Below are 12,219 nucleotides of genomic sequence, written 5' to 3' on the forward strand. Positions count from 1 at the left end.
TGTTTAGAGCTGTTGATCCACTAACTTTTTCTTTTCTTGAATCCCCAAGGGCAATGGCGGCAGCCATACTTACAACATTTCCTCATTCGCTTAAGGCGTACTTCGGTACTTTTTTGTTTGCGTTCGCACACTAGTATTTTGTTTTACGGCCACCGGTACCACTTCCAAGAGCAAGGTCTTTCTTCGATACCGTTCCATCGCGTTTCATTTTTTCTATAGTTTCTAAATTCCCACGATACATCTTCTCAATCTTTTGAATGGCCCATGGATTCTTTCTAATAAATTTTAAAATTTTATTAAACATTGGAGGATCGTCATTGAAGCTATTGATCTCAGTCATTTCATAGATATCTTTACAGCCAAAGAGATTGATAACATCTGTTAACATCATCTTTAAAGTCACGCCCTCTAAAGGGTCTTTCTTGCGATTGTTTTGATCATTCATATTTTTTACCTGTGTATATATTGTTTAATATGAGGTTCTAGGTGATTTTTCTTAATGCACACTAAACGGAAAACACCTGGAACTATTATATTTTCCCTTGCTGAAATAAGCTTCGATTCACTTTATAATAGCATCTTTGAAAGATGATGATCAATTAATTGTGATCAGCACGTTGCTTATTCTTTACGCACGGTCAACGAAAAGTGAACTGGAACCAAATATCAATTACGCCGCAAGTACTCGTTTTGGACTTTTTTCTAAAGCAGTAATCCCTTGTTTATAATTTTTTGTGAATTTAAAAAATTTAAAGATATAAATCGAAAAAATAGCAGCTGCAAAATAAGCAAAGTGTGTAACCGCCAATGGAAAGCTTCGGTAATGCTCAAAGGACAGCTTTCCAAGCCAGTATCCAACAAAGCCCGAAATTAAGACACTATCGCGAAGATAGAAGAAAGCTACTGCTGTAAGAATCATTGAGTCATCTGAGGCGAGCATTAATTCACCTGTGTGTGACCTTGCACATGTGATGAATTGATACTTTTTAACCTTCATGTAAGATATTTCAATTTCATTTCCTACACAGATATGGTCAGCAATATATGTTGTCGTGATAACATTCTTAAGCTTTGTACCATCTTCAAACTCAAGGAAAGTGTACTCTCTACTTTTTCCCTTCACTTTAGATGAGCCGTATCCAATTACTTTCGACTTTATTATTGTTGACACTTATTCTCCTCAGTTCTTTATCGTTTCATAGTCGGCTAGGAGTGGAGAAACCTTTAATCCTGACCAAAAGATAGAACTAAAATATACTTGAATAAGTGCTTCAGGTGTTTTTCTTTACACTTGGTTAATGAAAATCATCTAGGAGTCTAAGCTTCAGTAGGGGTAAGGTTTTTCAAATTATAGGCGATAAGTGATTTATGTTTAGAGGGGGGTATGTATGAAATTAAGAGTTATCTTAAAATCTTTGCTGATTGCATTTGTTACCGTCCAAACGCTAGCGACTCCTCTTCAAGATAAATACCTAAAAGAGTTGCAGGCCATTCATAAAATGGAAGGTAATGGTAGTAACAAAGACCTTACTCTCATCAGTAAATCATCAGAGAGTCTGGTGAAAGATTGGAATGAGAAATTGGCCCGTGAAGTTGCACGTGTTTATAATGAGCTACTTAATGTGAATCAAAACTATTTCAATGCTGATCTCATAGAATACGTTATAAGAAAAAGAGGAAAGCAGTTCATGCCAATTCTTAATAAGGCATTGTCTGAAAAGAATAAGAAAGTTTATAAAGAAATGTTAGAGTTTACTGATCGCCAAAGTCGTGAAGGTAAAGCACCTGGATTCTAAAATAGAACTTTGCCTTTTAAAGTAAGTTTTTAAATTTCGCTTTGTCTTTCCAGTCAATTGATGCGGCTCTAACGAAAAAGTATCACGTACCAGAACCGTAAAGAGGTGATATATGAATATAGTATTTAGCATTTATTTATTTTTATTTTTTGTACTTGGTGTATTGTCTTTGTATATTCAATGCTCTTTATTAGATTAAAGAAGGACTATGATGTTTCAAAGTCATCTAATATGTTTGAGTTTATAAAGGAATGTGATGATTATAGATGCGTAAAAGCACGAAAGATATCTTTAGCTGTAAAAGCTGTATTATCTGTAGTTATTATTATGACTTTTTGGATAATGTTTAACATTTAACGAAAAAGTATCACGTACCAGAACCGCCATATGTTGAGTTCTTAATGAGCTTTAAATACATGATAAAAAATCATTTATATGAAATGATCTATTTCTTTCTAATTTATATTTTTTCACTTTATCCAATGTTTTTATTATTCTTAAATTTACCCGATAAAGTCGAACACAAGAATTTAATAATGGTTTGTATCTTAATGACTTCTATTCCTGCATCTCTATATACTGAGTATTCATTTCGAAAGCTTGGCTATTCAAAACATAAGAGCCAAGGTTCTTTCACATTCTTGGCTTTATCAAGTGCATTACTTTTACTTGTTAATTTAGATTATAAGTTATTTGGAGTTATTGTTAACATTCTTGCTGGTAGTGTATTGCTTATTTGTATAGTCATCTCTTTTACTTATTTAAAATCAGAGAATTGTAATCTAAGTTAATGATCATTTGCTTAGAAATATTTTTGAGTTTGGATAATAAGCTTTTAAAATTTCTTTAGATGATGAGAATATTATATTGTTTCCTGCTGTTCTTATTAAATTATTGTAATGATCAACTTCATGTATGCTTAATGATGTATCTTTTTGGTCAGCATTATTTGTTAAGAGAATACTCAGTTTCGGAGAAATAGGGTAGTAGAATTCCAGTTCATGAACAGGAGTATTTTTTTCGTAGCTAGCACATGTGTTCAAGACAGGTTGGTCGCCAGTGATGAAGTCAAGTTCTGTGTTGTTTCTTAATAATACTATTTTATAGATTTTAGGGTCTTCTGCGATGTTAATTGCAATATTTGTTGAAAAAATTGCTCTCATATAAGGTGCGAATTTCTCTACATTTAGTTCATTCGAGTTTTCTGCAAACAGGAACATCCTTCTTTTCATTTCTTGAGTTCTAAAATATTGCATTGAAATATATATAGAAAATTGCATTCTTTCTAAACCATTTGAATAAAAAGATGTATCTTCATTCAATATCTTATTTAAAAAAGTCGCTCCTGTATTTTCAATTGTTCTTTGAAGGAGTTCTTCAAGGTTGTGAATTCCTATGTTAATTTTTTCAACTTTTTCTTGATCATTTATAGATTCTAGGAACCGTCTAGAGTCAAAGGGGCGTTTGAAAAGATTAAGAAATTGCTGATGAATTTCTTTGATGTGCGTAGCCGAATCAGGAGTTCTTGTTAGATAGATTAAAAACTGCTCTTCTTCCGTAGTTAGTTCTTGAACTTTATAGAAGTCTCTTTTTTGAGCAATACCCATTAGATTGGATTTAAAGATTTTACCATCTCGATGACACCATATTTGTTCTTCTTTGTCTGACCATTCTCTTAAATAACGTCTCCAGACAAAGTGTTGTCTTCTTATTTTATGTCCCATTTTGGTCCCATGAATTATTTCATACTCGCTCTATACCCAACTTTTTCTGCATCTGATTCTGTTCTAAAGCAAACTCTATTATCATGTCCTTTGTTTTTGACAAGCATCATTCCGTAGAATTGTCCTCCTGGTGTATGAAATATACCAGATTCATCATTGCCTACAACTGGGCAGCATTCACTGTTATAGCGCTCTAAATTAGTATCTGTGCAAAGCTTCACTTCCTTGTGTGAGTAGCAACTTATGATTGTAAGTGAAATACAGATTAATGTGAGACTATTGGTAATTCTATGACGCAACTGGAAGTTCTCCTGTTTGAATTAATTTATTAAAATCATCTTCCGTTAAAATCTCAACGCCTTTTTCTTTAGATTCTTCTAGTTTTTTAGGACCGGCATTAGGTCCACAGCACAATATCGCAAGATTCTTTGTAACACTTTTTCTTACTTTGAAAGAATTGTTCGTCGCAACTTTTTCGAGATCAGCTCTTTTCGCTGCTGAGAAACCTGTAAATAGTATTTCTGTTTTTGTTTCTGTTGTCGATCTAGGTTTTTTAGTAGGTGTTTTTGTGGATAGTTTTTCAACACTTTGCTTATTAATAAAGGATACAATTCTATCTTTTCTGAAAGTTCTTATTTCACCTCTTAAGTGGCAAAATCCTTTTATATATTCGTCATCTATATTGTATGCAGTAATTTCTCTAGTGGTTTTATTTCCAGAAGCATCTTCATAAATGAAACTTATAATTTCTTTTACTTTTGAGCTATTGGTAATATTTGTTTTAGATTTTTTATGATCCTCTATTGTTATAGGCTTTGAATTTATAACTTTATCTTTTGGCCTTGTTTCAACTGTTACTTCACTTGCTTCTTTGGCCATTTGAAGAAATTTATAGAATGAATAAAAAACTAAACCAATAAATAGAAAAATAAATACATCAGACATTAAACCAACTTTGTAAAAGATTAACCTGAGTTAATTAGTCGGACGTGTTTCTTGTATCCTTTAGTGAACATTTTCTAGGTTATAGATGTGATTCTAGTATGTTTTCTGATGAGCTAACGAACTATTGTATGAGTGTATTTTTCTTATCTATGTGATTACAGTAAGTCAGTAGGGAAGTTATTAGTTATTCTAAAGATGAAATTATTTTTTAAGAACATGTTCTAATATCCCGATATTTCAAATAGTTAGATATTTAAAAATATTATTGTTTATTAAGGCTGATATGATTGCAGAAAAAGATTATACACTCATAGTTTATTTTATAATTTTGATTGCTATAGTCTGTTCTATATACGCAGAATACTATCTAACTAAGATGTTTTCACCATGGATATTCTCAAAAGGATTTAAAGTCATAAATATACCTGTTGATTTTTCTTTCATGGATATAGAGAAACTTAGGAAAGTTAGTAGAACAAAAGTAGGTTCTCTGAAGGTTATAGATGATACAACAGTCTATTTCAGATTTTACCGTGCCTTATTCTCTTTGCATGTAAATACGCCAGTTCCTTTAAAAGGAATATTGAAGATAGTTGATAATAAAGTCTATCTGACTGCAAGAATTCCCTTGTTTTCATCCATTTTCTTAACGATTTGGTTATTATCATTATTTGGAATGTTTATATTTTCTTTGTTTATTGCTGAGAGTGATAAAATATTTTTAATGCTCTTCATACTCTTATGTTTTTTGTTTGTCTTTTGCCTAATAGTATTTGGTGGCTTTTTACTTGAAAAAAGTAGGCTGATGAAGGCCTTAGAGGAAATTAAAGATTTAAGCTAATACAATAGTTATTTTTATGGATAAAAAAGAAGATAAGATTGATAAACTGATTAAATACTGGACTAGTTTTAATACTAATTTAGGAAAGATTCTCTTTTTTGGGCCTATAATAATAGCTTTGCTTGTTGTTATTTATGTCGGGATAAAATTTAAGGATAAGATTATTCAACAATTTATAGGACAGGAATCTTTTCTTCCTTCAAGTGAAAACGAATCAATTGAGAAACTAGACTCTGCTATAAACTATTCTAAGATTCCTCATGAACTACATAAATGGATTGATATTTTAAAGAATGAAATGAAACCAAGCACTAAGAGGAAGTTATTGGATATGAAAGAAACCGAGCTGATACTGCTTCATAGAGGCTATGGAATGTATATTAGGAATAAATGGTTGTGGGGAAATCGAAACCCTGAACTAACAAGCTATTTCTTAAGAAAAGGAATTAATCATCCTGATACAATGAGCATGGAACTTATTAAGTATCTTTGGCATGATATTCAAAAAGATAAGAAAATTTATCATTCTCAATAAGCTGTCTATTCTGTGGCTAATATAATTGAGGTTAATTATTTGTTTTGTAGCTGTTTGTTAATATTGAATAGCCCAAAATTTATTAAGCCGAGACAGTAGATTAAACCTATCAACACTACTGCTGTGAATCCATCTAGTGCTTGAATCAGATTATCGTAGAATGATATGAATGTTACGTCAGAATTTTTTCTATAAAATAACCAGCTCATAAGAAACCAGTCAATAATGAAGTATATGTTCAGTAGCCAGAGCTGCTTCGACGTTTTTAAGTTCTGGTGATTGACTAAATTTTTTGAAAATAAAATAAACGGCAAAAAAAGAGATAATATAATTCCTATAACAGAAAAGTTTACTTTTACCTGATCTGAAATAAAACCAGTAATGAGTATTGAAATTAGAATTGTAATTGGTAATATAAAAGCTGCTTGAAATTTATTTAACTTCATCTATTATCACCCTTCAAGGTTGTACACCAGAATTCGAGATCTTCTTTATCAGATTTTCCTGTTTTGATTTCTCTTGCAGTTAAGGGAGCCATTTTCGTTCCATGAACTAATGCATTGGCAAAGGCGTCGATATTCTCAATACCGCTAGGATATGTATATGCTTTAGTTGAATCAGTGGTATCAGCTTTCTTTCCTCCTACTTGGTCAGGAAAAAAAGCTCTAAATGCTACATACAGAGAACACTTGTCTTTTTGACGTTCGATCATTGGATAATAAATTGGCCCTGTCCTATTGTTATTCTTAAAATATTGATAAGAAGGTAGTTTTTTGCAAAGTAAATCAGGCATTTCACTTAATTCTATTCTGCTCGTATTCGTCCCATTATGAAGTGGGAGAATGTATTCGATGGGAGGGCATTGATTTAGTTCGTATTTTTTATATACGTATCCACCTTCTTTGATACAGCTCGTACCCATAAGGCCGAGGCACATTAATGTGAGTAATATGAACTTTATAATTGTATTGAGTTTCATAATTTCGCTTTAAATCAATCAGTTATTGCAATACAATAATTGTATATGAAATTCATTTATATTTCACTACTTACTTTTCTGTTTGCATCTTGCTCACATCATCCTCTTTTAACAAAAGGAGGAGCAAACTCTATTGGTGGTGAAGATGTTGTTTTAATGAAGCCTAACTTAAATCATTGTAAGTTTATAAAGGAAATCGAAGAGATTTTCTTTTTTCATCGAAAAAATGCTCTTAATGTTGAGAATCATTTTAAGAATAGTGTTGCTAAAGCAGGTGGTAACGTAGGAGAGCCAATTCAAGTAAAGGTGCATCAGCCTTACATAATTGGCAATGCTTACAAATGTGAGTCTGAATACATTTCAAAATACAAGAAGAACTTATATTCGGAGATTAAATGACCGTGAAATTGAAAGATAAAGTCCTCGATTTACTACAAGATAATAAAGATCAAGAAGCCGTTGTTTTTACGGGATGTCGTATAAAATCTAAAAACTTTTCTTGGAGTACTTCTGGTGAATTTGAAACAGTAAGCGACTTTAAGGAAGGAATATCAAACGAAAGTCTTAAGCAAAATATGATGAGTCTATGTTCGTTGTTTTCAAGGGCCGAAGTCGTTGATTGCGTAGAAAGTCTAATTCTTGGTAACGATACTTTATCTAATAAGGCTTTAGATTTATTGAAAACGGAAGGTCTTGTTGAGACAATAGGAGATAAGCCTATTTTAAAAGAGACTGCTTGTTTGTTTTATCTCGGTATGTTGTCTTCATCGAGAATTTAGTCTTGATTGTAAGGAACACAAATGTGATTAAGCTTCTTCTCTTGTTTATCTCTCCATTTATTTTTGTTTTTAAATGGTTTCTTAACTTCTTCGAGAAGCCTTTATCCACAAATGAAGTACTCTCATTATTTAAGATTCTACTTATAAATGAAGCCGAGAATGTTGAAGTTAGTAATGCCTATGATTCTTTATACTGTGCTAAGGCCGAACTTCAGATTGACCACTTAAGACAAGAGTTCATAAATATAGATAAAAAGTATCCTTCATTACAGCCTGACAAGATAATGTTAAGTGATCAAAGTATTAGCTATATTCGTGTAGTATTGTCAGAATTAAGTGAGGAAATATGATTGTGTATACAGTAGCATTTGTTTCTTTAAGTATATGGTTGTTGATTATCCATTTGAATAAACCTAAAGGTATATCTTTTGCAGAAGTCGAAAGAAAATTGATACTTGAATATGGACGATCGTGGTGGTTAGTTAGACCACAAGTTTTATAAAAAAGTATACTGTAGCTTATTGTATAAGTTATATAATGATGCTTGTTTTTGGTAGCCTAGCAGCCGGAAAGACATTGTCGACCGCATTGGGATTTAAATTTTGGATATAAAAGAAATAGTAACAAAAGTACCACAAAAGACTTTAGAGAAAGCACTCTATTTATATTCAACTATAAGTAACAGTCTTCTCCTTAGGTTAGAAAGAAACATTTTTGAATTCTGTATCTATCTAGCTTTTTTAGATGAAAAAATACAGACCAATGAAACCATAGAACTTGAAAGCCTAATTCATTATAAATATATCCAACAAAACCTAAAAGAAGTTAAGGGCCACCGTAAGACCTTCCTTGCCAATTTAGTAAGTAGAGGTCATTTTAAAATTAAAGTAAATAGAAAACTATTGTTATTCAAAAAGGTAGATTACTTAATTCAAAACATTGGTGAAGTGAAAGTTGAGAGTGATATTATCTTAGAATTTATTAATGCTATTAAAAATAATGAGCCTATCAATAATCAATATTCTAAGTATTTATATGACTATTATCGTTATAATATTTTAGATGATACAGACTTTGCTGATTGGACGGATACAACATTTGTTGATTAAATAGGGGAAGCCTCCCTCAGAGGCTCCCCAACAAATTCTTAACAATCTCAAGCTTGCCATCATCAAGCTGGTCTATCTTCTCTAGGCATGAATCCACAATCGTATCTCGAAGTTCTGCCTTGGCCATAGAATCCTCGAAGTCTGAGTATTTGTAGCCGTAAGATTTCACAATATGTCGAACACGCTCTTCATCCAGTTCAATCCTTCCATTTTCAATGTGTCCAATGGTTGGCCTTGAGTATCCGCACATGGCAGATGCTTGGTCTTGAGAAATTTTCTTTATTCGCCTTAAGGAGCGTAGAACTTGGCACTCCTTGGTGATAATTTTTTGATAACTTTCGACGATCTGAGTTTTTAAGTACCGTCTTTATGAATTTTCGCTTGGGTCTTCTTTTTGCTCCCTTTTCAATTAATCTTTTAGACCTAATGAAGTCTAAGTGGGTAAGGCCATAAGAATTAACGATATCCTCAATCTTTTCTCGATTGAGGCTCACGCGACCATTTTCAATTGCTCCCATTCCCTTAGAGCTTAGACCGTACTTTTCACCAGCTTCTTTAAGGGTCATTTCACACTCAAGCCTCAGCTCTCTTAGAGCCAAGTGCTCTGATGTGATCGCTTTACCATTTCTCTTTTTCTTCTTAGTTTTTGTCATTTTAGTTCTCCTTTAACAGTTAAGACGTTTTGCTGGATTAGCCTAGCTAGCCAGCGGGACGCCAGTGAAATTGCTCAAGGAATTTAGATGGTTACAAACCAAAGGCTAATTTTATGACAGTGCATGAAAGTGAGGCTAATCGGCGTAGCCAGATTTTTGGCTACGAATAGCCAACCTCAGTCATTTTGAGTCACAATGGTTAGTTTTGGAACAACGGAAGAAGAGATCAAACACTAGATACCAAGTAATTGATTTTATAAGTGTTTAGAATGTTGTTAACGATGTCTTTTTAGATTTTGGGCGAAAAAAAAGGCCTTCTAAAAAAGCCTTACGAAAAATGGTGGACCTTAGCGGGATCGAGTCGACTGCCGGCTCCTGCCTCCGTCGACATACCTACATCCTGTAGGCAACCGCCAAAAGCAATTATATCTGACACTAAAATCAACAATAAAAAAAGCCCGTGTGATATTCGCTTACGCTCATACCGCACGGGCTTTTTTATGGTGGACCTTAGCGGGATCGAACCGCTGACCTCTTCGCTGCCAGCGAAGCGCTCTCCCAGCTGAGCTAAAGGCCCTCAATTGAGATATTTTGTAGAAAGATAATAGCCAACCCGCGTGGGGTTGGCAATATTATAATTCTGGTAAATCACCACTTTGATCAAGTTCGCGAGCGATTTCTGCTTTCTTTGTGCTTACGGCCTCTTCGTAGTCACGATAGAAGCACTGGTTTTTGTAAGCTTCGTTCTTTGTTGAGAAGCGCTCTTGGCCTTGGATGAGGTAAGGGATACCGCCACTCTTATCAAGTAGCTCCTTACATCTTTTGAGGACGTATTTCGCGCGAAGGCCCATCCCTTTTTGTTTAATCATTGGGTAATAGATAGCACAAGAGTGGAGAGTGTCACGGTAGATATCGTGACGGCTTCCTTTGTCCAGGGCCACTTTTACATTCTTATTTAGAACTTTGATGATTTCTTTTGCAAAAACTTTTTCAAAGTTACGACGTGCTGTATTCATTAATGGGATATTACTTGCTCCCACGTTGTCCCCACGAAGAAGGCTTTCTTGAATGCCACGATAAATTGGAACAAGGAAAATATACTTAGAGTAATTTAAGCTGTCTTCATAAGTAAGCTTTGGCGACTCAGCGTAAGGAAGTCCATATAGGAAGAACTCTTCTACTGTGCGGATATAATTGTAAAAACTTGCATCAATTGTTTCAACAGAAAGAACGTCTCCATCTGATAGATTATTTGCAAGGTACGTATAAGCAGCTTGAGAAAGATCCTTAAAGCTGTCACACTGACAAGTTGGATTATCGATATCACAATCTTCTGGCGTCAGCCCCTGTGCGTCTGTCACAACATTTTCAAAATTAACTAATGCCTTTAGGGCCTTAAGTGCTTTCCTAATTCTAATTGAAAAGAGTGACGTTGCTTCTGGTCTAGTTGTTGTATTCTCTAAGTCTTCTTCAAAGATTTGAATAACTTCAGTAATTGAGAAGTCTTTTTTATTATCACGCCAATTATCTTCAGCTTCGATAATTTTATAAAGCCTTTCAACGTTTACTGAATTTCTAAGTTTCTCTGAAAGTCTTTCCTTGTCTGCTGCAAGGTCTGCTAGAGCAGGCTTAACAACTTCTTGGATATATTGCGTACGATCTTCGTCACGTGCAATAGCACCTTCCTGACAATCACTATTTTCTTTTACCCAGTATTTTCCGTCTTGGAATTCACGACAGTAGACCTTTAGCTTTGAGTTGATATTAGAATACCAAGTGAGCATATGGGCCCACTCACTCCATGGGCGAATGTTCTGGTAGCTATCATTCCATTCCTCAATTTCGTAAGGATTTGGTTGATAGAGTCTAAGCTTCGCCTGCTCTTTTTGAAGAGTGGCAATGGTAACAATCGTGTCTTGTTGATTTGCAGTTTCGTAAATGTCACGAAGTTCACTTAGAATACGCTGTAGGCGAGGGTAGTGCTTTCTAAGGTCCTTGATGCGTTCGAAATCTTTATCTGGAGTATCAAGCTCCTTAATATAATTATAAAGCCATTTTGCTTCTTCTCTTGTTGCATTCTTGCGACGAAGATTACAAGTCATGGCATTGATATTCTTATATGCACACTTATAAGAAACGTAATAGTTACGACTATTATACAGATCTTCTAGCGCTTGATTTGCATCATTGCCCTTAAATTGTACGTAAGAAACTAAGCTGTCGACCATATTGGCAAGGCCTGTAGAAGCAGCTGCTGTAAATAAACTTGAACCTGGGTAAAGTGCTCCTGCAACTTGTCCCATAAGCATGATCGTTGGACGTATCATCTTTGTTCCAAGGTCCTCATCACACTCTGGTGCTGCTCTTAGGTCATCAAGGATCGTCGTGGCCATACTTAGTGAGTCCACAACTCCATTGTTTTGATTGTAGTCACTATCTAAAAGTTCTTGTCTACGACGCTGAAGACTTAGGATCTCTTGATCGTATTCTCCTGCGTATGAGCTACTTGTAACAAGTTTATAAACTTCACTTGAGATCGTTTCAAGGTTTGCATCGATGATCGAAAGTTCATTTGAGCTTGTACGATACTGCTCGCTTAAAGAGGCGAGGAATGCCTTAGAGTTTGCGTATATAGATTGGCAACGGTAGCGCTCATCATTGATATCTTTGATTGCAGTTATAAGAGAGTCGACGACTTCAAGAACTGCTTGGTCACTGACAAACTGACATGAGTTTGCTAAGCGTCCGTTAAAGAGTATCGAGCTATTAAATTGAGCCTTAGAAAACGAGGCCACCATCGTGATGGCCACTATTTTAATTAGAATTTTAATCATTAAAAAAACCTGTGTGTTGTGTTC

17 protein-coding genes and 1 tRNA gene are annotated in these 12,219 nt (G+C 34.2%); 7 read left to right on the plus strand and 11 right to left on the minus strand.

The genetic code is table 11. The features are described from left to right. Positions 1-20 precede the first annotated feature (20 nt). The 3 genes from ACRXC1_RS05015 to ACRXC1_RS05025 all read right to left on the minus strand — a co-directional run bounded on the left by ACRXC1_RS05015 (position 21) and on the right by ACRXC1_RS05025 (position 1,171). Positions 21-131 (minus strand): DUF5522 domain-containing protein, encoded by a 111-nt coding sequence (locus ACRXC1_RS05015; protein ID WP_433657003.1) that lies wholly within the window; start codon positions 129-131, stop codon positions 21-23. After that, the gene (locus ACRXC1_RS05020; RefSeq protein ID WP_433657005.1) at positions 131-445 is read right to left on the minus strand and encodes a VF530 family DNA-binding protein; all 315 of its coding nucleotides are present in this window, start codon (positions 443-445) and stop codon (positions 131-133) included. The genes ACRXC1_RS05015 and ACRXC1_RS05020 overlap by 1 nt, the downstream gene beginning before the upstream one ends. A 225-nt stretch (positions 446-670) precedes the next feature. After that, the gene (locus ACRXC1_RS05025; protein ID WP_433657007.1) at positions 671-1,171 is read right to left on the minus strand and encodes a hypothetical protein; all 501 of its coding nucleotides are present in this window, start codon (positions 1,169-1,171) and stop codon (positions 671-673) included. 217 nt (positions 1,172-1,388) lie between these two features. On the opposite strand from ACRXC1_RS05025, the gene ACRXC1_RS05030 reads away from it, so the two are divergent. Continuing rightward, positions 1,389-1,796 (plus strand): hypothetical protein, encoded by a 408-nt coding sequence (locus ACRXC1_RS05030; RefSeq protein WP_433657009.1) that lies wholly within the window; start codon positions 1,389-1,391, stop codon positions 1,794-1,796. A gap of 794 nt (positions 1,797-2,590) precedes the next feature. Here ACRXC1_RS05030 and ACRXC1_RS05035 read toward each other — a convergent pair. The 3 genes from ACRXC1_RS05035 to ACRXC1_RS05045 are packed head-to-tail and all read right to left on the minus strand — an operon-like array spanning position 2,591 to position 4,399. Continuing rightward, complete coding sequence (locus tag ACRXC1_RS05035; RefSeq protein WP_433657011.1) at positions 2,591-3,520, minus strand: DUF4238 domain-containing protein; 930 nt, start codon at positions 3,518-3,520, stop codon at positions 2,591-2,593. A 14-nt stretch (positions 3,521-3,534) separates the two neighbouring features. Then, positions 3,535-3,819: a sunset domain-containing protein gene (locus tag ACRXC1_RS05040; protein ID WP_433657013.1), complete on the minus strand. Its 285-nt coding sequence runs from the start codon at positions 3,817-3,819 to the stop codon at positions 3,535-3,537. Continuing rightward, positions 3,809-4,399, minus strand: coding sequence for a BRCT domain-containing protein (locus ACRXC1_RS05045; protein ID WP_433657015.1), 591 nt, complete (start codon positions 4,397-4,399; stop codon positions 3,809-3,811). The genes ACRXC1_RS05040 and ACRXC1_RS05045 overlap by 11 nt, the downstream gene beginning before the upstream one ends. Positions 4,400-4,748: 349 nt before the next feature. Here ACRXC1_RS05045 and ACRXC1_RS05050 point away from each other — a divergent pair, with 349 nt between their 5' ends. Further along, positions 4,749-5,306, plus strand: coding sequence for a hypothetical protein (locus tag ACRXC1_RS05050; RefSeq protein ID WP_433657017.1), 558 nt, complete (start codon positions 4,749-4,751; stop codon positions 5,304-5,306). A gap of 16 nt (positions 5,307-5,322) precedes the next feature. Further along, positions 5,323-5,841, plus strand: coding sequence for a DUF6794 domain-containing protein (locus ACRXC1_RS05055; protein WP_433657019.1), 519 nt, complete (start codon positions 5,323-5,325; stop codon positions 5,839-5,841). A 442-nt stretch (positions 5,842-6,283) separates the two neighbouring features. Here the strand turns inward: ACRXC1_RS05055 and ACRXC1_RS05060 are convergent, their stop codons facing one another. Further along, entirely contained in the window at positions 6,284-6,634 is a 351-nt protein-coding gene (locus ACRXC1_RS05060; protein WP_433657021.1) for a hypothetical protein, read from the minus strand. Positions 6,635-6,865: 231 nt separating this feature from the next. On the opposite strand from ACRXC1_RS05060, the gene ACRXC1_RS05065 reads away from it, so the two are divergent. The 4 genes from ACRXC1_RS05065 (at position 6,866) to ACRXC1_RS05080 (ending at position 8,708) form a co-directional block, all read left to right on the plus strand. Further along, a complete protein-coding gene (locus tag ACRXC1_RS05065) occupies positions 6,866-7,219 on the plus strand; it encodes a hypothetical protein (RefSeq protein WP_433657023.1) in 354 nt (117 codons plus the stop codon). A 2-nt stretch (positions 7,220-7,221) separates the two neighbouring features. Continuing rightward, positions 7,222-7,599 carry a hypothetical protein gene (locus ACRXC1_RS05070; protein WP_433657025.1) on the plus strand — a complete coding sequence of 126 codons (378 nt, stop codon included), beginning with the start codon at positions 7,222-7,224 and terminating at the stop codon, positions 7,597-7,599. A gap of 23 nt (positions 7,600-7,622) precedes the next feature. Next, positions 7,623-7,949, plus strand: coding sequence for a hypothetical protein (locus ACRXC1_RS05075; protein WP_433657027.1), 327 nt, complete (start codon positions 7,623-7,625; stop codon positions 7,947-7,949). A 252-nt stretch (positions 7,950-8,201) separates the two neighbouring features. After that, positions 8,202-8,708 carry a hypothetical protein gene (locus ACRXC1_RS05080; protein WP_433657029.1) on the plus strand — a complete coding sequence of 169 codons (507 nt, stop codon included), beginning with the start codon at positions 8,202-8,204 and terminating at the stop codon, positions 8,706-8,708. 16 nt (positions 8,709-8,724) lie between these two features. On the opposite strand, the gene ACRXC1_RS05085 is transcribed toward ACRXC1_RS05080, so the two are convergent. The 4 genes from ACRXC1_RS05085 to ACRXC1_RS05100 all read right to left on the minus strand — a co-directional run bounded on the left by ACRXC1_RS05085 (position 8,725) and on the right by ACRXC1_RS05100 (position 12,195). Beyond that, the gene (locus tag ACRXC1_RS05085) at positions 8,725-8,958 is read right to left on the minus strand and encodes a hypothetical protein (RefSeq protein ID WP_433657031.1); all 234 of its coding nucleotides are present in this window, start codon (positions 8,956-8,958) and stop codon (positions 8,725-8,727) included. Beyond that, positions 8,921-9,361 (minus strand): helix-turn-helix domain-containing protein, encoded by a 441-nt coding sequence (locus tag ACRXC1_RS05090; RefSeq protein ID WP_433657033.1) that lies wholly within the window; start codon positions 9,359-9,361, stop codon positions 8,921-8,923. Before ACRXC1_RS05090 ends, ACRXC1_RS05085 begins: the two co-directional genes overlap by 38 nt. A 501-nt stretch (positions 9,362-9,862) precedes the next feature. Further along, positions 9,863-9,938 (minus strand) — tRNA-Ala (locus ACRXC1_RS05095). A 55-nt stretch (positions 9,939-9,993) separates the two neighbouring features. Continuing rightward, complete coding sequence (locus tag ACRXC1_RS05100) at positions 9,994-12,195, minus strand: hypothetical protein (protein WP_433657035.1); 2,202 nt, start codon at positions 12,193-12,195, stop codon at positions 9,994-9,996. Positions 12,196-12,219 lie beyond the last annotated feature (24 nt).

This window comes from Halobacteriovorax sp. GFR8 (assembly GCF_050955245.1).
Lineage (GTDB): Bacteria > Bdellovibrionota > Bacteriovoracia > Bacteriovoracales > Bacteriovoracaceae > Halobacteriovorax_A.